Below are 20393 nucleotides of genomic sequence, written 5' to 3'. Positions count from 1 at the left end.
TTATAATAGCTCATTAACTCGCAAAAGCAAGATTAAGATGCAAATGAATTATCACCCCTCCGTGATTGCAAACTCCATGCGTTGAGTCAGTACATCTAATGCGAGGCTGGTGGAGAAACCTCGATCATTAAGCGTGTGAACGACTTGACTAATGATCCAAGGTTGTCTGTCGATAACCTCTTTGAATCCACTTAGGTGGATCGGCGTTTCTGGACTGAGATCAGGCCGGCCGACGGCGAGGTTTATGGAAAATTGCACATTCCCTTGTTGAATGTTTGCCCACCTCGCTTTTGCCGCACGCATTGCGCTTTCTTTGTTCGCGTAGAGCGTCGGCAGGGTAAAAACGTTATTGCTTTCACCTGCCAGATAGCTTGAAGCCGCATTTTCATCTGTGGTATTCCCTTCCTCACGTTGTACTGTCATCTGTTGTTGCCTGGCATGCTGAATATCTTGCCATTTGGCAATAACGCCGGTGTAAGCGTTTCGATCGGCCACATTGAAGTAGTGCTGGTCGCCATCGCTGCGTTCCAAAGTCAGTGACGGCAGAGGTTTGCCCGAGATGCTTAGACCGGAACCTGGGACCAGAAACAGCAGGCGTTCATTTTTAATGGCGGCGACGGCACCATTCATGGTCGCCAGCCGGGTAAGAAAGGCGACATCCGTTTCCTGAGACTGATCTATATGCGTGATTTTGATCTCTGCCAGTCCTGCCGCCAGCGTATGCCCCATCCGGTTACGGTTGGCCACTTCGTTGACGATGTCACCAAGGGTGCGATCGTGATAGGAATGATCTCGCGCCACGTTCATCGAGTTTCGAAAGTCGACGCTGCGGGCCCGAATGACGAGTTTATCCGGTGCGCCACGATGTTCGATTTCATCAACGATAAACTTGCCTTTGTCGATCAAGGCTTGTCCTTTCCAGCCGAGCTTCACGGTGAGCGTTTGGCCGCGTTTGGGCATGGCGATTTGCCCATCCGCATCGTCGAGCTCAAGATCCAATCGATCCGCGGTAAAACCGCGATTATCGGTTAACGTCAATGAGAGCAGACGGTGGCGGAAAGCCTCCGTGATGTCCGCTTGCTGTAAAAACAGGGCATAGTCTGGCGCAATGAGCGCGCCAATAGGGACGGGGGTTTGCGTGATCACGGCAGCATCTCCCCGAGCCGCGCCGCAGCCTGACCTGCTTTATCGGCAAGGTCAGAGGCTTGTTGGCGCAGATCGCCGAACATGGCGATCAGCGATTCATCAACGCGCATCAGATTGATCGTAAACTCTATCTGTCGCGCGCTGCCGTTCGAGAAAAGCTGGGTTTTCGTGTCGACTATGCTTTCAATGACATACATCCCATGAATAGTTCCATTGCCCTCGATCAGCGGCCAGGCTCTGCCTTGGGCAGCCATGAGCTGAAGCGCCATCAATGATAATGTCCCTCCGGTTACTTCCGGTACCAAGACTCCCGTCAGCGTTATTTTCTCATTGTCTACTCCCAGAAACTGCGCGGCAGGGCGCTGGCCGATGCGCGGCAGGGTCGGCCAGCGGTAATTGGCGCTGCGTTGCATGCTTTGATAAGGCACGGTTTTCAACATAAAAACAAACATGCCGAGGGTCAGCATCATCATATTTCTCCTATTCGCGAGATTAACTCATCCGACTGCGGGCGTTTGCCGCTTGGCGATGAGCAAGCAATTCAAATTGCCGCGCGACTTCGCGGCCGATGTCTTGTTCATTCTGACCGGCGCCGGCAGTGATGTTGATAGTGACCGACGGAACCTGGATTTGGGTTACCGGCGAACCTGCTACCGGTGAGGCCGGCATTACAGGCGCGCTGAGCGACAGTAAAGCCGCCGACATGGCGGCCGTATGGCGGCGGCCGGTCACTTGAACGGGGCCGCTGACCAACTCAGGACCGTTTTCACCTACAATGCCGAATTGTCCGGCAGGAATGTCTCCCCCGCGATCGAACTTGCCGGCAAACCAGGCGCTGCCGTTTTCGGCATTGCCAGAGGTGCCGCTCTTATCGCCAAATTGCATCCAGTCGGGAAGATATTCGGTCAATGAAGTCAGTTGTTTTATCCAGCCATCAATGGTGTCTGAAATGTAATTCTTCAGCGCCTCACACCCTGCCGATATCTGCTCCCAAAGGTGGCTAAAGAAGGGGCCGACCTTGTCCCAGTTTTCAATCAGGGTGAAAGCGGCAAGCGCAACCAGGCCGACAATGGCCAGCAGCGGGTTGGCCATCGCTATACGCCCCAGCCACATCATGGCTTGCCCGGCCTTTAGGATCGCGCCGCTGATAATAGAGAACCCTGAGAGTACCTGGGTGGCGACCAGGCTGACGCCGCTGAGGCCGCCGAGCAATAACGTGAGCCCACCGGCGACCTGCAGCAAGGTGCCGGCTAACGCCGGATTATTGGTTATCCAGGTATTCAGTTTTACCAGCCACTCTGTCGCCGTTTGGGTCAGTTCCCGCAGGGCTGCGTTTTGGCCGGTAAACAAGTTGATTCTCAGGCTATCCCATGAGGCAAAAAGCTTTTGGATATCACCCTCTATATTGTCGCCTTTGACGGTGACCAAGTGCTGCGCTGAGCCGGCAACCTGGTTGGCCTGGAGTTTTTCTCTGCCCAAAGGCGCAATCTGTTGCGCCGCACTGAAGATATCGGCACCTGTTGTGGCTTTACTTTTCATGGCTGCACCAACGGCCCGAACATCCATGCCATATTGATTGCTGGCCAGCGCCAATACATCGGCAATACGATCGAATTGATCGGGGCCCAGATTGAAGCTGCGCTGCATTTCCGTCATCGTTGCGACGATTTCGTTGACGCTGCTGCCCGTCGCAGCGGAGAGTGTCAGTGCGGCGGGCGAAGCCGTTAAAATTTCCTTGGCATTCAACCCTTGTTTTGCCAGCGCTGTTTGCGCTTGTAGGGCTTGATCCGGGGTATAACCGGATTGGCTCATACCGCGAGCCTGCTGCTCGAGAGCCGTGAGCTGCGGATCGGACTTGCCCAGATTCAGCTGTGCCCGCAGTTGAGAAAGCTGTTTTTCAAATTCGATTCCCGGCGCCAGCAGGTTAGCTCCCCCTATGGCGGCACTTTTGGCGACAGAAAAGCCTGCGCTGCTGGTGTTGCGTAATTTTTCCAGCTTGTCTAGGCGCGCTTGATTGCCTGCCTGTGCGGATCGATAGCGCTCCTGCGCTATCGATTGCCGTTGTTCTTTTAGGGTAACGATAGCGGCGCCGGCATTAATTCTGCCGTCACGCAGATTTTTGCGCTCATTGCCGAGCGATTGTAGATTAATCCCTTGCTGGGTAAGATGATGGCGCTGGCTTTTATCGATTGCGGCGAGGAGATCACGTTTCTTTTCCAGGGCATTTATCGTCTCCGCGACCTGCGCAATCTCTTTGTTCATAAATCGGGAACGCTGGCTTGGCTCGCGATCTTTCGTCAGCATTGCCAGCGCGGCGGATTTTTTGCGCGACGCTGCCAGCAACTTATTGGTCTCAGCCAGCGACTGGTTCGTCTTTTGGAAAGCGTCGATGTCATTTTCCTGCCGGCGCAGATGTTTGACTTTTTTCTCTGCTCGTTGGATATCCTGTCCCAGACTGTTATACAGGTTTTTATCCCCGGTGGGCCTGCGCAACTGCCTCATCAGTTCTTTGCTCTGCTTGGCTATCGCTTGAAGCCCGATGACAATCTCGTTTTGTGACTCCAGCTCCTGTCTGCTGTTACTCATCTGTTTTTACTCCACTACGTTGCAGCGCTCTGTGGCGCCAGCCGATCAGCTCCGCCAGCGTCATGCCGTTCATTTCTGACGGCGGCCAGTGGAAAATCACCGCGATATCCGCCATCAGGTCATCTACTGTCAGAGTAGGATCGACCGTTACTCGGCCGATGTCGGCGACAAAAAACCGATCACCTGGCCGGCCAGCGCAATCAGGTCAGGCAGTTCCAAACGGGCACACTCTTCCTTGGTCAGGTTCGGGTAGGTGACCCGAGGCAGAATAGTGATCAACGCATCGACATCGGCGTTGGCCAGCGCGGCCAGACCGATGCCGCGCAGGCTGCCGGCATTCGGCTTGGTCACTTGCACGCGAGTGATTTCGCTATCGCCACGTTTAATCGGAGTATTCAGGACGACGGTGTTTTCCTGGGATGCATTCAGTTCCATGGGGTATCCAGTTTTCAGTCGGAAAAAGGGGGCCAGCGCGGGGCTGGCCGTTTGAGGTGAAAAATTACAGGCCGATGGCGCGGCGGTGCGCTGCCAGCAGATCTACGCCGTCGACTTTTTCGATCATGTTGACGGTATCGATCTCGATCAGCTCTTTGCCGTCGATGCTCAACTTGAAGTAAGTGCAGTCGGTGGAAACTTTGGTTTCGGTATCTTCACCCTGCTTGAAGTCGCCGCTGTCGATCTCTTTATGACGGCCGCGCATCACCACTTCGAGCGCAGAGACGTCGCCGGTATCGTCGCGTTGGAAAGAGCCGGTAAAGCGCAGCGGTACCGCATCGACGCGGCCCCATTGCTTGAGCACCAGTTCGTCAATGCCGCCCATGGTCCATTCCACCACCAGCGCATCGTCGTCCAGGCCGAAGTCCACCGAGGCTGCGCCGCTCATGCCGCCGCCGCGGAATTTTTCCAGCTTGCGTGTCAGTTTCGGCAGCGTCATTGAGGAAACCACGCCCATGTAGTTGAAGCCGTCGTTAAACAGGTTCAGGTATTTCAGTTTTTTTGGCAGTGCCATGCTTCAGTCTCCTTAGCTGTTCACGGATGCGGCGAAGTTCGCCAGGTAGCGATCGGTAATGCGCTGACGCAGAGTCAGATCCTCCAGAGGCGGTACCGGGGTGTAGTCGTAATCGATAAACAGCTTGCCGGCCTTCAGGGTCTCTTTGTCGTTGGCGCTTTCGTCATACCAGCAGTCACCGTCGATGATCAGACCGGCGGATTTCAGTTCGCGGAACTTGGCCTTGATGCCGTCGATCATGTCGCGGATCAGCGTCGGGGTAAGCGGACGGTCAACCGCCCACAGATGAGCTTCGGCCAAGGTGTCGGCCAATACCTGCGCGGTGCGGGTATAGTTTTCAAACTGGAACAGCGGCTCGTCGGAGCAGGTGCGAGATCCCCAGAACTTGAAGCCATCTTTGCGGATCAGGGTGGTGACGCAACCTTCATTCAGCAGATCGGCGTCGGTGCCTGCGGTTTGCAGATCCCAAAATACGCTGGCCGAGATACCGCTCACACCGTTGACGCCGACGTTGGATAAGGTTTTATGCCAGCCGGTCTCCTGGTCGATCTTGGCACGCAGCCCCAGTGCACGAGCGGTGGCGAAGGCGATGTCGCTGCTGTTGGTGGTGGTATTCCAGTTGATGAAGTCCGGCCAAATCAGCATCAGTTCGCGCTGGCTGAAGTTGGCGCGATATTTGATGGCGTCGGACACGGTTTTACAGCCGTAGGCGCTGATATAGCCGAAAGCGCGCAGCTGCTGGCAGATGCCGGCCAACGCGGTCGCCACTTCCTGATTATCATGGCCCGGTACGCCCAGAATGCGTGGTTTCACGCCCAGCTCGGCCTGAGCGGCCAGCAGCGCTTTCATGCCGGTGTACTTACCGTTTTCATCGGCGCCACCGATGATATTGGACGTGGTTTCGGCCTCGTCTTTCCCTTCCGCCACGCGTACCACGACGGTTACCGGCTTAGTCTGCTCGGCGATCGCCAGCAGCGAACGCGCCAGCGTCCCTTTTTTACCTGCTTTGCCGCTGGCGGCCAGGACGTCGGTAATCAGCACCGGGGTGTTGAGAGGAAACAGGGTTGCATCGGCATCTTCTGCGGTACAAACCATGCCGACAATGGCCGTCGAGACGGTGGAAATTACGCGGGTGCCTTCGTTGATTTCGAGGACACGCACGCCGTGGTGATAGTCACCCATAGCATTACTCCGTTTGTGGTTGGTGATGACAGCATGCCTGTTGGGAGGTGGTGCCGCATCTCATTCGGGGTGTGGGATAACTGGTACAACAGCAGGAAAAATAAAGAAAAAAAACGCCCCGGGCGGGGCGTTGAACGACGTTATTGCGGTGGTTGCGGCCAGTCGATATCCGGGGCCGCTTCGGGATCGACCCGATTAAGCAATACGCGGTAGGTTTTCCAGCGGGTCAGCAGCCGCAGTTCCTCTTCGCTCGCCATTCCCAGGTCAGTAGCGTCGTTAAGCGTTTCTATCTGCAGCGAACTTTGCTTAATCAACTCTTGTTTTTTATTGGCGGCCTGTTGCCGTAGCTCCTGAGTTGAATACGATCTTGGTATGATGTTTTCTCCATCAAAAATCCAGCGGCCGTTGATATCAGCGCCTTCCGGCAAGTTTTCGACCTCCGCCACACTCATATTTTCTGGGAAAAATCCGGAAACGTCATAATGGCCTTCGGCATTCGGTTTCGCGGTGATTGAACGAATGATCCCGTCCTTGTCATACATCAGTTTTACCGTCTCAGGACGGAAGCTTTTTTGACATTCATACCAGTCTTCCCCGGCATCGGATTTTAAAAACAAAACACCGTGCGAGGCGGCCAGCTGTTTCTGTTCTACCGTTTCCGGCGCGGCGAGGGTAAAGTTTTTCATGTTATTCATCATTATACGCTCCAGACGGTAACCCAATTGCCACCAATGTGTTTTTGCAGCGGACGACGGAAAATTACGTCGATGTATTCATCCACGTTGTTGTTTGCTGCGCCGGTCAGGACATAACCCGCGCTATCCGAATAGCCGGGGCCTCGCCAGGTAGCGATACTTTCCACATTACCCAGGCGAACATCCCGCACAAAGTTGTGATTGAGATAGTTGCTTAAATAGCCTCCCCAAATGCCGCCGTTAATATTGCCGTCTGTTTGATAAGCGGCACCTGCAGCAAATAAGGTGCCGTTCGCGCGGAGTTCACCGTTATTACGGAAGCTGAACCAGCCATCGGCCCCGCCGTTGGCAACATGGATACCGAACTCATGGTGGCTCCCGACCTTCTCATAGTGGTAAAGATCGACGAGCAGATTACCTTGCCCCTGTAGACGCATACCGTTTGTTTGGCGATTGCCGTCGGGATGAGTAAGATTTCCTTGTTTAGTAATAAAATCAGAACTATAAAAAGCGGCCATACCGTTGATATTGGCCTTTCCGCCTATCCAGGCATCACCCGTCGCGCTCAGCTTGCCATTGACGTAATATTCATTGCCGTGAAAGGCTAAGGTGCCTTTGTTGTCATTGATGAGTCTGACATCGAAGTCACCGTTGCTATTGCCGTAATGAAAATCCAGATAGGGGGTGGTACCGAACAGCTCGACACCGGCTTTTGTGGTCAACGCTCCGGCGATGGTTACGCTGCCATTTACGGCTAAAGAGGGTGTAGTGAGGCCGGATTTACTCTCAATCGCTCCATTGACCGTTAAAGCGCCGGTAATGGTATCGCCGCTCTGTTTGACGAACTTCCCGTCGGCTTCCGCCTTGCTGTAGGCGTCGACGTCTGTGGCCGTCGGTTTAAAGCCGGTAGTGTAAATTCGGTACCAGTTCAGCGGTTTGTCAGGGGTCGTGGACGTGCCGATGTAAGATGATCCATTAGGCTGGATCGCCAGATAGCCGCTGGAAGGGCCGCCGTCACACGGCAGGTTCAAGACGCCATAAACACCGCCGCCCGGCGCATTTTTCGATGCACCCGTAACCCGATAGATTTCGCCACGGTTGCTCAGAGCGTCTTCGCGATGTATCGGGCCCCCCCCCAAACCGAACGCGCCCACCTCCATCAGGTTGGTTTTTTGCGCGCCGACGTTGCGTGTGGCGGCAGTACCCAGCTCCAGGTTGCCGCGCGCGACGGACTTGTTTGGCAGGTCTTTCAGGTTCGCCGCGATTTTCAGCGAGGCATCGTTAACCGCTTTGACGGCTTTCGGGGTAGCGGCCAGCGTTTCGCTACCGCTATTGCTGTCGTTGCTCAATTGAGTGAAACCCTTTGCCAGCAAGGTGGCGTCAGGATGATTGCGCGAGCGGGCATGTTCGGCAATGGCTGCACTCAGCGTATCGCGCGAGACCAGTAAGGCGGTCTTGTCTGCGACGATCGCCGCATTGGCGTCGCCTTTTACCAGAAGCACCATGCGCACGACCTGGGTGCGGCCGGCACCTTCGGTCAACTGCGGCTTGTAGGTGTCGGGCGTATTGGCGATCGCCACCAGCACGCCGTTTTTGTCATACAGCCCCAGCTCGCGGATCCACCAACCGCCAACGTCCTCCGGGATCACTTGTTCAGCGATCACTTGGTTGCTGTTGCCGGTATCTATCTGCAGTGAATTCAGCTCGGCGCGCCGTTTTTCGTTCACCAGCTTGGTCTGGCTTTCATCGGGCTGCGTTGGCGAACCGCCGCCGTCGCCGACCGCCATATGCGTAATTTCCAGCTTTTGGCCGGTTGCTGCAGCGTTAGCCAGCAGCGCTTTGCCCTGTTCGGTGAGCAGGGCGCGGTATTTTGCTGTCATGGTGTGGTTCTCTTCTGTTTGCCGACCGGGTAGGTAAGGCCGTTTTTATACATCACATACAGACTCAATCCGCGCAGGATCTCGCCTGACCAAAAGCCGAAGAACATGCCGTTATCGGTGCCGAGACGCGGCGCGGGCGACCAGCCGCCGTCCATCACGTCACCGGTGGAGAGGTAATGTCTTTGTAATTCCGTAACGCATTGTTCGATAAAGTGTTCGAGGCCCTCAATTTCACTGCCGGCCATTCTTGCCAGCACCGCGCCAGCCAGCCACAGGCCGCACATGTGGCCGGTAAAATCCTGTGCATCGGGCTGCGGCAGGCCGGCCATCGGGAAATCGGTCGGCGTGACACCGCCGGCGTCATTGGTAAAATCAATCAGCCAGCGCAGCCAGTTTTCGACATATTCCACCAGCTTGAGCGGTGGCGTTTTGCTCGCCTGCTGTAACTCGAGCCAGGCGCGCGCGGCACCGAAGAAGGCGCGTGGCTGATAGCCGGACCAGGCCGTGCCGTCACCCCAGTGATACATGGTCCAGGTATCCGCCGGACCGTAACTCAGATTGTCCCAACGGTTCCAGATATAGGCCGATGCGCTGGGGCCCAGCACGCCGAATTGCTGCTGATACCACTGCTGCGACTGCCACAGAAACTCGACCATGTTGTTGAGCATCACCCCGTCGGGATCGGCGGCGGCGTGCACGAAAATGAACGGGTACTGGTAGCCCGGATAAGGCATGCCGTGCCAACCATCGAACTGTTGGCTGTCCGCCTGATAAATGTTGGAGAACGGCATGACGCCCGGCGTACAGAACAGGCCGTCGCGGCGGTGATTCAGGAGGGTGCAGTCTCCCAACAGCGCGGTGTAGGGGTGTGCCGCCTGGAACGTGATGCGATAGCGGATCGTGTAGCCGTCATCGGCGTTGAGCGTCGGTGGAATGTCGTTCAGTACGTAGTAGCTGAACGTGGCGTCCGGTACATTTCCGTCTTGCAGAATGGTTACTTGCTTGACGCGGCTGAAGCGAGGTGCAGCCGGTTTGGGCTCGACATCCTGATGGTCCGGCTGATAGCCGCTCAGCGTAGCCGCTTGCGGGGCGAAATTTGCGATTTGCCATTTGCCGCCGGTGGCGGGCAGCATCCAATACCAGCGCCATTTGTCATCATCTTCGAGCCGCAGGTTGAAGTCGGCGTCCGCGCGATAGACCAACTGCGTAACGGGGAAACTTTCCTCTGCGGTCAACCAGGCGCCGATCACCATACCTGCGTCGTCATTGGGGAAACGGGCTTGGATCACTGTCGCGCTGCGGCTGTCGTAAACCTGTTCCTCAAATTGGCTGGCGATCGCGCAACCGCCGTAGTCGGTCACTGCGCGCAGATCGGCCAGCAGATAGTCGCTGCCGTCTTCTTTCGTCAGCGCCGCCAGGCTGCTGAGCGCGATGTCGTAAGTTTTTACCTGAGGTTGGAGCGACTGCGGCAGACCGATGCCCCATTCCGTGGTGCTCGCCGCGTTTTTTTCCGGTGCTATAGACAGCTGTATTTTGCAGGAGATCGGCTGATTCTGATCGTCGACGCCGCCAAAGCAGGTGCGGATTTTTGACTGGCGATTAATGCGGAACCAGATTGCCTGTTGTTCCAGCGATTGTTGCGATGCTATCTCTTTGCGAATGGTGATCATGCCTTCGGCGCTGCGGCCGTAGCTTACCGGCGCACCGGAAGGGTATGACCAATCGTAGGAGATGCCGTCGGTAAACGGCGTATTGGCGCTGCGGCTCTGGCGAAAGAACTTATCCTGCGCATCAATATCGGTATATTCCATCGCGGTGAATTCAACGCTTTTCCAGGCGTTGAAATAGCGCTGCTCGCCGGTGATGCTGTGTAGCAGATAGCAGGCGTCGGCAAACCACAGCTCGGCATCGGCCGCGTTGCCCATGGCGTTGTGCGGGACCGGCACATGCAGCGGACGGTTATGCTGTACCTGATTGCGTTCGATTAACACGCCGCCGTGTTCGACCGGTTGGCGATTGGCGAAATTCAGCTTGTGATTGCCGCCGAGCGTGGCGTCTTTTAATTGCACCGTACCGATTTGTTCAGCGGGCAGCCCTTTGGCCAGGATCTCGCCGTCGGCGCCGATCTGGTAACCCTGCCAATTGATGATCCAGTCCACGTCATAGCGTGTACCGTCGTTATTCCAGTCGATTTCACCGGCGGCATTGAGCGCGCGCACCTGGGCGTTGACGGCATCCCAGGCCAGCGCGCCGTCGAAGGCGAAAGTAGCGATATCGAGATATTCACCCCAGTAGGGCGCGCCGTGAGGGATCTGCGTACGGCCCTTGTTGAACGTTAGCGGAATACCTTTGAAACCGCTATGCGTCGGATCCCTCGTATCGACCGGCCAATTGGCGGGCACCGGCTCTTTGGCGTTGACGATCCAGTTGGCGATCCAGCGTTGAGGGCTGTCAGGGATCGGCGCACCGTCGTAAAAGTAGGTCACATAGGCGTCAAAACAGGCGATGGCCTGATCCAAATATTTTTGTTCTCCGGTCGCCAGATACGCATGGGCATAGCCAAGGATCTGCAGAGCCTGTCCTTCGGTGGTGGCGTCGTTCGGCAGCCCCGCCATGCGCGACAGCTCGCGTTCATGACGGGAATCGGCCAAAACATGTTCGTCGTTGAACACGAAGTGTTGCTGAGTCGAGTCCAGCGTGGTGCCGGTATTGCGTTGCAAGAATTGGTAATGTCCCTCCAGCATTTGCAGGGCGAGACTGGCATAGTCGGGGTACACGGTAGTAAGCTCTCCATCATATTGACCGCCGGCGACGTCGATTGCGCCAGCGGCTTCGAGGTTCAGCGCCAGGCCTGTCAGATGGCGGCTGACCGGCTTGGCATCGGCGATCATCCGCTCCATTTCCAGATACATCTCTTCGGTGATACCGTTCTCCAACACGCCGATATCCAGCGTAAAGGTGCCGGGCTCACCGTTGGTTTCCCACCACTCGCGCAGTTTGATCAGGTAACCCAACGGTTCCACCACGCGGCGAATAGCGCCGATGGTGCCCTTGTGACGGTGGATGAAGAAAGCGGCGGCTACGACGCTGCGTTTGGCATCTTCCGTCCAGGTTTCATCCCAATGATCGACCGAGAAGGCCCAGGCCAGGTACGGCAGCAGATTGACCGGACAGGTGGCTGGATCCCACAGATCGCGCAGCGGCACCGGCATGGCGGCCAGTTCGGCACAGGCGGCCGCAGCCGCGACCTCCAGCGGGGAAGAACCGACCGGCAGCAGACGGTTACTCATCGGAGCCTCCCACCGTCAGACGATAAGAAGCGCAATGTGACGCCTGGGTTTTGTCCAATACGATGTCGGCCTGCGGGGTCTTCAATTCAACGCGTTGCACCCCTTCGGCATGCAGTGCGGCGTAGATTGCCGACAAGCGAATGTCACGGCCTAAACGGTGCTGGGCGCTGATGTAATTTTTCAGTTTGGCTTCGGCAGCGCGACGTACCGGTTCTGCTTCAGGGCCAGGGTAGAGGTACAGTACGGCATCGATGTTGTAGCTGATGATGTTGGCAGAGCGGACGGTGACGCGATCGGCCACCGGGCGCACATCTTCATCGTTCAACGCTTTATCGACGATCGCCACCAGTTCGGCGCTGGCGGTACCGTCTCCTTCGCGTGACAGTACGGAAATCAGCACGTTGGCCGGACTCGGACTTATTGCGGAAACGTCGGCGACCCGGCCATCGGCGGAACGACCGTGATACTCGTAAGAGCCACTGGATCCAGCCACGCTTAAGCCTTCGAATGCCTGCTGGATGCGCACGCGGAAATCGCTATCCGATTCCATGACCGCCGGCAAGGGCGGGATGACGCTGTCATCCGGCTGTTGCACCACCAGGCGTCGCACCTGGAAGTTTGCGCCCAGTTGGTCGAGGTCGCTGCCGCTGGCATAACCCAGCATCACGGCCTTTGCGGCTTCATTCACGCGCTGGCGTAACAGCAGTTCGCGGTAAGCATTTTCTTGCAACAGTTTGACGATCGGCTCCGATTCCAGCGCCAATGTGCGGGCGATGGCTTCGCGCTGCTCTTCCGGGTAAAGGGAAATCAGCGTGGCCTTGCGATCGGCCAGCAGCGATTCGTAATCGAGAGGATCCACCACCGTCGGGGCGGGTAATAAACTCAGGTCAATGGTTGCCATGGTGTCAGCTCACTGAAATAGAAAGAGAAAAGGCATCCGGCGTATCTGTGCGGTTGCCGGTAATGTCGACCACCATTTTTCCGTCAAAGGTGGTGTTGCAACTGATGCCCGTCAACCGAATGCGTGGTTCCCACTGCAGCAGTGCGCTGTAGCAGGCCGCCATCATTTGCAATCGCAGAACGTCGTTTTGCGGCTGATCCAGCAACTCGGACAGCAACGAACCGTAGCTGCGGCGCATGACGCGTGAGCCGATAGGCGTAATCAGGATGTCGCTCACCGACTGGCGAATGTGCTCGAGATCGGCGATTGCGCGGCCGTTGCCGCGATTCATGCCAAGAAATTTCGCGTTGTTCATGCTGGTTTGTCCGTTTGGCCTCCGCCGTTTTGCACTCCACCGTGGGTGTGGGTATGCACCACAATGCCGTTAGAGCTGATGCTGCCACCGGTGTGATTGAGATCGCCGGTCATCGAGCCGCCCTGATGGATGGCGATGGTGCCGGTAGTGAGTTGCTGGGTACACTCCACTTCGGGAGCGTCCAGCGTAATTTTTCCGCTGGCGATACAGGTGATGTTTGGCGCCGTCAGAGTGATCCGCTCGGCGGCTTCAATGGTGGCGCTTTTTATGCCGACGGCCTTAAGCGCCCCGGTAGCCGGCTCGTATTCGAGCACTGCACCGTCAGGAAAAGCGATATGCGCCGCCTGTGCTGAGGCCGACGGTGCGGGGTGAGCATCGGAAAATACGCCGGGCAACACGAAAGCGGTTTCAAGTTCCCCGCCAAGTGACAGCACCAAGACCTGTTCACCAATGCTGGGCGCCCACCAGCTGCGTGCGTCGCCGGCCCGTCCGGTCAGCCAGTTGAGCCAGTCGGTAAGATTGCCGCCGGTGGCGACGCGGCAGCGCCCGCGTTCCAGGTCGAGCTCGCTGACGGTCCCGATCCGTATCAGGTTGCGCACCAGGCGCTGAATATCGAAGTTGTCTGTGTTCATGTCTCAAGAATGCCGCTGGATGAAAAGGGGGACAACGCGACGGCGTTTGGCTGCCGCCGGCACAACCGAAGCTGCCTGTAGGGCGCTACGGCTGACCAAATTCGCTGAGTAACTCTCCGTGCAGATAAACCTGGGTGAAGCGAACGATGTTCTCCGGTTCGGGAGGTTCAGCCAGCGGGGTGATATGCAATGCGCCATCGCGCAGTTCCACCCGGATTCGTTCGGTGAGTTGCAGCTGCAATATCAACTGGTTCGGCGTGTCTATATCCCTCTGAAACGAAAAATCATTTTTACGCTTGTCCGGATTGGCAAGAAGGTCTGGTTGGTGGCTGCGCAGCCAGGCCAGTACGGCGACCATGACCCGGTCGTCGTCAGCTGACGGCCCATCCAGCGCCAGATTGAGCTGATAGCGATATTCGAAGGACAGCGAGGGGGCGAGCGTTGAGATCACGCGGCCGTTAGCAATGCCAAGGCGCAATCGTTCGGGGTTTTGCTGCAACACGGGAATGGCATTGAACAGTGCGGCACGGAGCTGTTCGGGTTTTAACATGATGTATCTCCTGAAAAAGGGAGCGGTTTGAGTGGGCGTTTGTTGAAAAACGATCAGCGTGAGATGCCGCTCAGACATAGCGCACGTTCGGCCGTGCGGCGGCGCTCCAGTCCTTTGTTTTTGACGCCGTTGACATAAATCCAACGAGGCAGTTGATCGCAAGCCGCCTGCCACTGACGACGTTTGACAAAGGTGGCCAGCGTTGAATTGCAGGCGGCGTTGACGCCGACGTTGAAAGCGAAAGCGCTGACGGCGTCGTAAACCGGCTGCGGCATCTTGACATCCATACAGCGCGCGAGACCGCGCTCTACGGCGCGTACATCGTCGATCAAATGGGCGGCCGCCTGGCGTTCGTTGATGACGGCGCCCGGCTTCACGCCGGCGGTGTGGCCGATGCCGTTGGTCCAGACGCCGGCACTGCATTGGTAGGGTGAAAGCCGGCAGCCTTCGAAATCGGCGATCAGGCGCAAACCTTCCTCAGAGGTTTTCAGCGTATTGAACTGAGGCAGCAGGGCAGCGAGGGTTAAAATAGCCGCCACGCTGCAGCGTTTAGCGAGTGAGCTCATCGTAGACTCCGCGTTTCAGGCCGTTTTTTTTTAGCGATTTCAGCAACTGGTAGCTTTTACGCCGGTAGTACCAATTCACTGCAAAGGTACCGACGCCGACTGCGGCGCCGACCAGGATGGCAATGTCCTGTGCAGAGTGGCTCCCTAACCAGGCCAGGCAAGCCGCGACGAAATAGGCAAGGGTTGAAGTGAGTTTCTCCATCGCTTAATCCCACAATTTGACGGTTTCTCGTTGGGCCGCCGCAGGCAGGTCCGGCAATTCCACCGGTTGACCGTGCGGCAGCAGGGGCCCCAGATCGGCGAGGCCACGGTTAGCCAGATAGACTTGTTCCACCTGGCGTTGCGTGCTGCCGTAGTAGCGCCAGCAAATCGCATCAATGGTGTCACCTTGTTGTGCATAAATTTTCATCATTACCATCCTGCGATAGCGTTGGGAGAGAGGGCTGTGGCCCCGGATATCTTCAGTTTCGCGCGCGTGGGAGGGAGGGGCAACGCGAGGGGGTTGTGGATGAGATGGCACAACTGAGGCGCAAAAGTGCCGCCGGCAGAAATAAAAACCCCGCCGGCGGCGGGGGGATGAAAAACGTTTGGCTGGAGGGATTAGCAGGGGGGGTGTTCGTCAGCGGGATAAAATATTTCTTGATAATCATTGTTCGGCAGCACCTGACTGGCCAAATCGGAGATCAGCGACATGGCGATCAGAAACTCGGAGGCACTGCATTGCGCAGCCTGTGAAACATCGGCGATGAATTGGATGCGGGACAGTGTTACTTGTTGTTTATCCATAATTTCCACTGTTTTTGCCCTCTCTTGATTATACTGTGTATTTATACAGTATTAAGCAAAACGCTAAAGGCGTCAATGGTTGGACTTATCATTTGTGCAGTAAAAATACGGCCAATCATTGATTAGCGGAAATTGTACAAGGAGGCCGTCAAAATGAATTTTGCCGCCGCGTGCGAGAACCTCCAACTGCCAGCGTTGCGGTTCTATGCCAATACCTCGAAGTTTGCGGGCAATATTCAGACAATGCTGCCGCTGTGGCGGCGTCAAACGAGCCGACGGCGCGGGTGCCGGCGGCAAGTAAAGAGCGCGCGTTCCACAGTTATTGCCAGAACTCCAAGGCGTCGCGGCGGCGAGTGTTTTAGCGACGATCCGCCATTGCACGGTGCGCGTTCGGTATACCCGCTCAATTCCCAAATGCGGTGCATAAATGCCGACAACTTTTGTGACGGGCTCGTCATAAGCGTTCCGGGTTTCTGAGGCTTCGCGCGCGACACGCACCCACTGGTGGCTGCGTGGCACATTGGCGCCGCCTTGCGCCTGTATGTAACCGGCAAAGTCGCCGGCGTCGGCAGCGGCGCGCACGGCTTCGGTGCCGGCGTCAAACTGCGGCGTCAGGTTTTGGCCGCGAATACGTCGACATTCGCGGTAGACCCCGAGACCGGGCAGGCCGAAGGGATGAAACTGGGGGATGCGCCAGGTGGCGGCCCAGGCGCTGACCGCGCGGGCGGTATCGCTCAGCGGGGCGCCGGTTTCGCGATCGAGCTCTTCCTCCAATGCATATCCATCGAGGTTTTTTGCGACATATTTGGCCAGATAGGCGGTTGCGCCACCCCGGTTGAGGTGTTTGCTCTGGAAACGATGTTGTTGGGCGCCAGGTTCTGCTGCATCCTGTTGCAGCGCATAACGCTGCATGATGTCAAGCACTGCCTGACGTTGCATTTGTGGAGTGAACATCATCAGATGCCAGTGCGGCGTGCCGTCATGATGAGGCTCAACCACTCGCATACCGTAGACCTGCAGACGGCGATCCTTGAAGGCGGTTCGCATTTTCCCCCACTGGGCAACCAGATAACGTTGGCCATCCTTCGGTGTTAGGGCTTGTCCTTGCCAGCGTGTATTGAAGCGCATTTTGCCTCGTGTGCCGACATGCTGGATAGGGTGAAAGCGTGCCGGCGTCGTCAACGTGATAAACAACCCGCAGTGGCCGTTGCGAGTGGCGTAGGTTTCTATACCGGCGAGGGTATTCATCAACTCCATACGACGAATGGCGGGATTGGCGATGCTGCCGAGCACTTTATCCATAAGATCGGCGCGCTCGCCCGTGGCGACGTTTTCCAGCTCGCAACGGTGAAGATAATCGAGGTTCGATTGACGCCGAGCCTTGACATCGTGAAGGGCCTGTCTGCTGGCATAAGGTGACGTGTTGTTGCGGACGTTGCCTATCGCGATTTGCAGCGCCTCGCGCCACTGCATGCGCTGCATTTTGAGACGCCGCAGCCACCAGCGATCGTCGGTCAGGCGCGACAGCGCCGCAATTGCCCGCTCGCTGTCCAACTTGCCTTTACGATAACAGCGCCAGTGCATGGGCTGGATATTGAAGGCGCGGGCCATCGTGGCGATTTGGCGATAGAGGCGGCGCTGTATATCCGCGTGTAGCAGGATCTCGGCATTATTGCCATGCTTCGCCAGCAAGGCGTCACATTCACTCTGGTAGAGCGCAGAAAGTTGGCCCCCGATACGCCGCGCCAACTGCTCCAGCGCTTTATCGCCCAGCGCGGGCAGTGCGCTATAGCTGTCCGCTTCGCTGCCAAAGTGCAGTGATTTGCGTTGATCCAAACCGAAATTATTATTTACCTGCTGAATGCGTGGCCATATCCGCCGATGGAAAACTCGCACCAGATAATGCCAGGCGGCGTAGGCTCCCTTCTGGCTGAGCAGTTGGCGGTGGCGCTCAAGGAACGGCGTGCGCAAATAATAAGGCAGGTCATGAATGCACTGCAGTATCGCTTGCCATTGGCGCAGTTGGTCGCGATTCAGCGCCGCTTCGCGTCCTATCGCACGTCGTGGGGCATTCCATGGATAGGCGTAATCACCGTACGCTGCGTGTTGTATGGCAGAGACGTTGACCGGCAGATGCTCCGCCGGCCTATTTTTAACGGCGAGCGACATGACGTTGCTTGGCTTCTGATAGCTGCTGGCAGGTCACGCAGCGGCTGACGCCGGGAATCGCGATGCGTCTCGCCACAGGAATCGCCGCGTCACAATCGGCACAGCAGAACGCCGAGGGCGCTGTGGCAACCGGCCTGGCATACGCAATTTGTTTCTCGAGCATCAATGCCTGGCGCTCCTGCGCCATATCAATAGTATCAGCCATAATATTTTCCAGTATTTAATAGGGTGAATTTGGGCCGAGCGGTGCCCGGCGGGTTGCACGCCAGCTTGATTCGAAAGGTTATTTTTTTGGGGTTAACAGACAGTCTGTTTCGCTGATATAGCGCGGCAACGATTGACTGAGCGAGATGAGTTCATTGAGTGCCGCGACGATTTTCCGCCGTTCGGCATAACCCATTTCGTGAAACTTTAACCACACATAGCGTTCAGTCAGCCCGGCGTGGAAGCAAAACGTATGGCGCAGGTGCAGCGGCGCCGTGTCGTAAATCTCTTCGGCATGGTTGGGTTGCCGGGCAAACAGTGTGCGGCGGATTTCAGCAATACGCCGCAGGCCGATAGCCCGTTGCTCCTCGCTGGCCAGTAGCATGACAGCCTCCTTATCTGAATTTGATGATGGATGAATACTCGCAAAAGCAAGGTTTAGTTATCCGTCGTTTAAAGGCGAAAACTTGAGTAAACACGCTGTAAACAAAGTGATTACGCAAGATTTTTGTCGCCTTGCGGTATTTGCATTTTCATTACCCATGTCGCATCATCTTAACTAAAGCGATCGACATGCCGAGTGACGGCGAATTGACGGTACTTTAAATCGCAAAATGCGACTTGTAAATGCGAATTACATTTTTAATCGGTGATGATATGCGTGAAGATGCAACAAACAACAACACCTCCGTGGGAGCGGTAATTGAGAGAGTTCTTTCATCTTATGGCGTTGGCACGCAGAAGGAATTGAGTGAAATCCTTGGGATAGCGCCGAATAACATCAGTAGTTGGCAACAGCGGGGTAGTGTTCCCGGATATGTCATTATCAACTGCGCGTTAACTACGGGAGCAGACCTGGCCTGGCTGATGACTGGTGAACTTGCAAATTCAAAAGTAAATCGCAAGCCTGCGTCATCTGCGCAAGGTAAAGCGCTTTACGATCGCGTTTTGGCTTCCGGCGGGAAAGGGGTATTGCGCCGCATTTTGGATGCTTACGGTTTCAATCTGCAAAAAGAATTGGGCGACCTGCTGGGTATCTCTTCAGGCACGATGAGCACCTGGGTCCGCCGCAACTACTTCCCCGGCGATATCGTGGTGACCTGTGCTCTGGATACAGGCGTCTCGCTGCTGTGGCTGGCGACGGGCCAGGGGGAGATGTGGGGTGATGCCGCATCGGCGGTTCCGGTATCCGGAGTTCGCACGATACCGAAATATCGCCTGCTCGCCGGGCAGTTGAAAGAGGGGGGGCAGTGGTCGGCAGACTGTTCTTTGATTCCTGACGGCGTGGCTCAGCCGGCTTATGTTGATGGCGGGCGCGTATCCTGGCTGGTGGATCTGGCCGTTACGCATATCGCCAATGGCCGCTGGCTGGTGGACATCGACGGTAACCTGGACGTATACGATATAGCGCGTTTACCGGGTAACCAGGTGCGGGTCAGCGGCGGCAACGTCGACTTTCAATGTTCTCCGGATGCATTGAAAGCGCTTGGCATGGTCTGGTTAACGTTGACGCCGCAGGCATAAAAAAAGCCCATCGATGATGGGCTTCGAGAAATCATGGGCGGGCAGGTTACAGGCCGTAGACCAGCGTGACCGAGGTTGTCGTGTCGGTGTTCTTCGGCGCAGAGGCCGGTGGCTTGCTGTTGTAGGTCACGGTGTAAGCTACGCGCAGTGAAAAGCGATCGTTGATCGCCACGTTCAACGCGCTTTCCGAGTTCAGCGTGGTTTCTTCGTTCGCCAGTGCGGAGACGCCCTGAATGAACTTGGTGTTGTCGGTGAGCTGATAGGAATAGTTGGCCGCGCCATAGGCCAGCCCTTTGGTCGAGCGGCCGCCGCCATGGTATTCGTCATGGCGCACGCCGGGACCGAATTCCACCCGCAGGTCGCTGAGCGGCCCGTTGAGGATTTGACGGCCATAGCCGCTGGTCAGCGTGGAGCGTGAGTCGTAACCGTTGAAACGGTCGCTCAGCCAGCTGGCCTGGCCGAACAGGTAGTTGCGATCGGTCAGGTTATAGCGCGTACGGCCGCCGGCCTGATACTTTTCGGACGAGCGCACGTTGGAGGAGGTGGTGTTGTTGGCCGCCCCCCACAGGCTGTACGCCGCGTCGGTGTTGAACCAGGTCATGTTGGTGTTGGCCAACAGAGTGGAACTCTGCGAGTTGCCGGACTGGGCGTTGTAGCCCGCCTGCACGTTGCCTTCGAACGGTTTCTTGGCGGTGGCCGGATCGTCCATCGCGGTGAAAAGCGTATTGTCGGCAAGGGCTGAAACACTGGTGAAAGTCGTTAAGCAGCAAATATACAGCGGAAAAGCGCGACGAGCGCGGGAAGAGAGCATCTTGGATCCAGTTGTTAAGGGTGATTATTGTTGATGACGGTCACATTATATCGGTTCATTTCGGCGACAAAAATAGCCGCCATTAGCTTAAGTTTTTAATTTTTATC

Annotated in this window: 22 protein-coding genes and 1 pseudogene; 1 reads left to right on the top strand and 22 read right to left on the bottom strand. The window is 56.5% G+C overall.

The genetic code is table 11. The annotated features are described in order from the left end of the window. Positions 1–51 precede the first annotated feature (51 nt). The 21 genes and pseudogenes from J0X03_RS19780 to J0X03_RS19680 all read right to left on the bottom strand — a co-directional run bounded on the left by J0X03_RS19780 (position 52) and on the right by J0X03_RS19680 (position 18336). On the bottom strand, positions 52–1146 hold the full coding sequence (locus J0X03_RS19780; protein ID WP_069101122.1) for a phage late control D family protein: 1095 nt from the start codon (positions 1144–1146) through the stop codon (positions 52–54). Next, entirely contained in the window at positions 1143–1616 is a 474-nt protein-coding gene (locus tag J0X03_RS19775) for a phage tail protein (RefSeq protein WP_033641914.1), read from the bottom strand. Before J0X03_RS19775 ends, J0X03_RS19780 begins: the two co-directional genes overlap by 4 nt. Before the next feature lie 22 nt (positions 1617–1638). Continuing rightward, on the bottom strand, positions 1639–3732 hold the full coding sequence (locus J0X03_RS19770; RefSeq protein WP_033641915.1) for a phage tail tape measure protein: 2094 nt from the start codon (positions 3730–3732) through the stop codon (positions 1639–1641). Further along, entirely contained in the window at positions 3725–3847 is a 123-nt protein-coding gene (locus tag J0X03_RS19765; RefSeq protein WP_033641916.1) for a GpE family phage tail protein, read from the bottom strand. The genes J0X03_RS19770 and J0X03_RS19765 overlap by 8 nt, the downstream gene beginning before the upstream one ends. 32 nt (positions 3848–3879) lie before the next feature. Continuing rightward, positions 3880–4167 carry a phage tail assembly protein gene (locus tag J0X03_RS19760; RefSeq protein ID WP_033641917.1) on the bottom strand — a complete coding sequence of 96 codons (288 nt, stop codon included), beginning with the start codon at positions 4165–4167 and terminating at the stop codon, positions 3880–3882. Positions 4168–4231: 64 nt separating this feature from the next. Beyond that, positions 4232–4741, bottom strand: a complete 510-nt coding sequence (locus J0X03_RS19755; protein WP_033641919.1) for a phage major tail tube protein — start codon at positions 4739–4741, stop codon at positions 4232–4234. A 12-nt stretch (positions 4742–4753) separates the two neighbouring features. Further along, positions 4754–5923: a phage tail sheath protein gene (locus J0X03_RS19750; RefSeq protein ID WP_033641920.1), complete on the bottom strand. Its 1170-nt coding sequence runs from the start codon at positions 5921–5923 to the stop codon at positions 4754–4756. A 140-nt stretch (positions 5924–6063) separates the two neighbouring features. Next, the gene (locus tag J0X03_RS19745; protein ID WP_050594401.1) at positions 6064–6621 is read right to left on the bottom strand and encodes a tail fiber assembly protein; all 558 of its coding nucleotides are present in this window, start codon (positions 6619–6621) and stop codon (positions 6064–6066) included. After that, a complete protein-coding gene (locus tag J0X03_RS19740) occupies positions 6621–8498 on the bottom strand; it encodes a phage tail protein (RefSeq protein ID WP_033641921.1) in 1878 nt (625 codons plus the stop codon). Before J0X03_RS19740 ends, J0X03_RS19745 begins: the two co-directional genes overlap by 1 nt. Positions 8499–11266: 2768 nt before the next feature. After that, positions 11267–11788: pseudogene (locus J0X03_RS24315) on the bottom strand (phage tail protein I); the annotation flags it as partial. Beyond that, a complete protein-coding gene (locus J0X03_RS19730; RefSeq protein ID WP_033641923.1) occupies positions 11781–12689 on the bottom strand; it encodes a baseplate assembly protein in 909 nt (302 codons plus the stop codon). The gene J0X03_RS19730 and the pseudogene J0X03_RS24315, both read right to left, overlap by 8 nt. A 4-nt stretch (positions 12690–12693) precedes the next feature. Further along, positions 12694–13044, bottom strand: a complete 351-nt coding sequence (locus J0X03_RS19725; protein ID WP_033641924.1) for a GPW/gp25 family protein — start codon at positions 13042–13044, stop codon at positions 12694–12696. After that, the gene (locus tag J0X03_RS19720) at positions 13041–13676 is read right to left on the bottom strand and encodes a phage baseplate assembly protein V (protein WP_033641925.1); all 636 of its coding nucleotides are present in this window, start codon (positions 13674–13676) and stop codon (positions 13041–13043) included. Before J0X03_RS19720 ends, J0X03_RS19725 begins: the two co-directional genes overlap by 4 nt. 85 nt (positions 13677–13761) lie before the next feature. Next, positions 13762–14226, bottom strand: a complete 465-nt coding sequence (locus J0X03_RS19715) for a phage tail protein (RefSeq protein ID WP_033641926.1) — start codon at positions 14224–14226, stop codon at positions 13762–13764. Positions 14227–14279: 53 nt separating this feature from the next. Then, positions 14280–14792 (bottom strand): lysozyme, encoded by a 513-nt coding sequence (locus J0X03_RS19710; protein WP_046688264.1) that lies wholly within the window; start codon positions 14790–14792, stop codon positions 14280–14282. Beyond that, positions 14776–14994 carry an HP1 family phage holin gene (locus J0X03_RS19705; protein ID WP_033641928.1) on the bottom strand — a complete coding sequence of 73 codons (219 nt, stop codon included), beginning with the start codon at positions 14992–14994 and terminating at the stop codon, positions 14776–14778. The genes J0X03_RS19710 and J0X03_RS19705 overlap by 17 nt, the downstream gene beginning before the upstream one ends. Positions 14995–14997: 3 nt before the next feature. Next, on the bottom strand, positions 14998–15201 hold the full coding sequence (locus tag J0X03_RS19700) for a tail protein X (protein WP_033641929.1): 204 nt from the start codon (positions 15199–15201) through the stop codon (positions 14998–15000). Positions 15202–15392: 191 nt separating this feature from the next. Further along, entirely contained in the window at positions 15393–15587 is a 195-nt protein-coding gene (locus tag J0X03_RS19695; protein ID WP_033641930.1) for a hypothetical protein, read from the bottom strand. 63 nt (positions 15588–15650) lie between these two features. Then, entirely contained in the window at positions 15651–17747 is a 2097-nt protein-coding gene (locus tag J0X03_RS19690) for a replication endonuclease (RefSeq protein WP_080273365.1), read from the bottom strand. Further along, a complete protein-coding gene (locus J0X03_RS19685) occupies positions 17731–17952 on the bottom strand; it encodes a TraR/DksA C4-type zinc finger protein (RefSeq protein ID WP_033641931.1) in 222 nt (73 codons plus the stop codon). The genes J0X03_RS19690 and J0X03_RS19685 overlap by 17 nt, the downstream gene beginning before the upstream one ends. Before the next feature lie 78 nt (positions 17953–18030). Next, entirely contained in the window at positions 18031–18336 is a 306-nt protein-coding gene (locus tag J0X03_RS19680) for a hypothetical protein (protein ID WP_033641932.1), read from the bottom strand. A 242-nt stretch (positions 18337–18578) separates the two neighbouring features. On the opposite strand from J0X03_RS19680, the gene J0X03_RS19675 reads away from it, so the two are divergent. Further along, positions 18579–19475 carry a helix-turn-helix domain-containing protein gene (locus J0X03_RS19675; RefSeq protein ID WP_160203987.1) on the top strand — a complete coding sequence of 299 codons (897 nt, stop codon included), beginning with the start codon at positions 18579–18581 and terminating at the stop codon, positions 19473–19475. A 46-nt stretch (positions 19476–19521) separates the two neighbouring features. Here J0X03_RS19675 and J0X03_RS19670 read toward each other — a convergent pair whose 3' ends face one another. Further along, positions 19522–20286, bottom strand: coding sequence for a DUF481 domain-containing protein (locus J0X03_RS19670; protein ID WP_033641933.1), 765 nt, complete (start codon positions 20284–20286; stop codon positions 19522–19524). Positions 20287–20393: the final 107 nt, after the last annotated feature.

The sequence above is a fragment of the Serratia ureilytica genome (genome assembly GCF_017309605.1).
Taxonomy (GTDB): Bacteria; Pseudomonadota; Gammaproteobacteria; order Enterobacterales; family Enterobacteriaceae; genus Serratia; species Serratia ureilytica.
Note: the sequence above shows the minus strand (reverse complement) of the source record. Positions and strands in the feature narration are given on the sequence as shown.

Coding starts and splice junctions, on each gene's coding strand:
- J0X03_RS19775 (WP_033641914.1), bottom strand. CDS start 1,616: ATGATGCTGACCCTCGGCATGTTTGTTTTTATGTTGAAAACCGTGCCT.
- J0X03_RS19770 (WP_033641915.1), bottom strand. CDS start 3,732: ATGAGTAACAGCAGACAGGAGCTGGAGTCACAAAACGAGATTGTCATC.
- J0X03_RS19765 (WP_033641916.1), bottom strand. CDS start 3,847: ATGGCGGATATCGCGGTGATTTTCCACTGGCCGCCGTCAGAAATGAAC.
- J0X03_RS19760 (WP_033641917.1), bottom strand. CDS start 4,167: ATGGAACTGAATGCATCCCAGGAAAACACCGTCGTCCTGAATACTCCG.
- J0X03_RS19755 (WP_033641919.1), bottom strand. CDS start 4,741: ATGGCACTGCCAAAAAAACTGAAATACCTGAACCTGTTTAACGACGGC.
- J0X03_RS19750 (WP_033641920.1), bottom strand. CDS start 5,923: ATGGGTGACTATCACCACGGCGTGCGTGTCCTCGAAATCAACGAAGGC.
- J0X03_RS19745 (WP_050594401.1), bottom strand. CDS start 6,621: ATGATGAATAACATGAAAAACTTTACCCTCGCCGCGCCGGAAACGGTA.
- J0X03_RS19740 (WP_033641921.1), bottom strand. CDS start 8,498: ATGACAGCAAAATACCGCGCCCTGCTCACCGAACAGGGCAAAGCGCTG.
- J0X03_RS19730 (WP_033641923.1), bottom strand. CDS start 12,689: ATGGCAACCATTGACCTGAGTTTATTACCCGCCCCGACGGTGGTGGAT.
- J0X03_RS19725 (WP_033641924.1), bottom strand. CDS start 13,044: ATGAACAACGCGAAATTTCTTGGCATGAATCGCGGCAACGGCCGCGCA.
- J0X03_RS19720 (WP_033641925.1), bottom strand. CDS start 13,676: ATGAACACAGACAACTTCGATATTCAGCGCCTGGTGCGCAACCTGATA.
- J0X03_RS19715 (WP_033641926.1), bottom strand. CDS start 14,226: ATGTTAAAACCCGAACAGCTCCGTGCCGCACTGTTCAATGCCATTCCC.
- J0X03_RS19710 (WP_046688264.1), bottom strand. CDS start 14,792: ATGAGCTCACTCGCTAAACGCTGCAGCGTGGCGGCTATTTTAACCCTC.
- J0X03_RS19705 (WP_033641928.1), bottom strand. CDS start 14,994: ATGGAGAAACTCACTTCAACCCTTGCCTATTTCGTCGCGGCTTGCCTG.
- J0X03_RS19700 (WP_033641929.1), bottom strand. CDS start 15,201: ATGAAAATTTATGCACAACAAGGTGACACCATTGATGCGATTTGCTGG.
- J0X03_RS19690 (WP_080273365.1), bottom strand. CDS start 17,747: ATGTCGCTCGCCGTTAAAAATAGGCCGGCGGAGCATCTGCCGGTCAAC.
- J0X03_RS19685 (WP_033641931.1), bottom strand. CDS start 17,952: ATGGCTGATACTATTGATATGGCGCAGGAGCGCCAGGCATTGATGCTC.
- J0X03_RS19680 (WP_033641932.1), bottom strand. CDS start 18,336: ATGCTACTGGCCAGCGAGGAGCAACGGGCTATCGGCCTGCGGCGTATT.
- J0X03_RS19675 (WP_160203987.1), top strand. CDS start 18,579: ATGCGAATTACATTTTTAATCGGTGATGATATGCGTGAAGATGCAACA.
- J0X03_RS19670 (WP_033641933.1), bottom strand. CDS start 20,286: ATGCTCTCTTCCCGCGCTCGTCGCGCTTTTCCGCTGTATATTTGCTGC.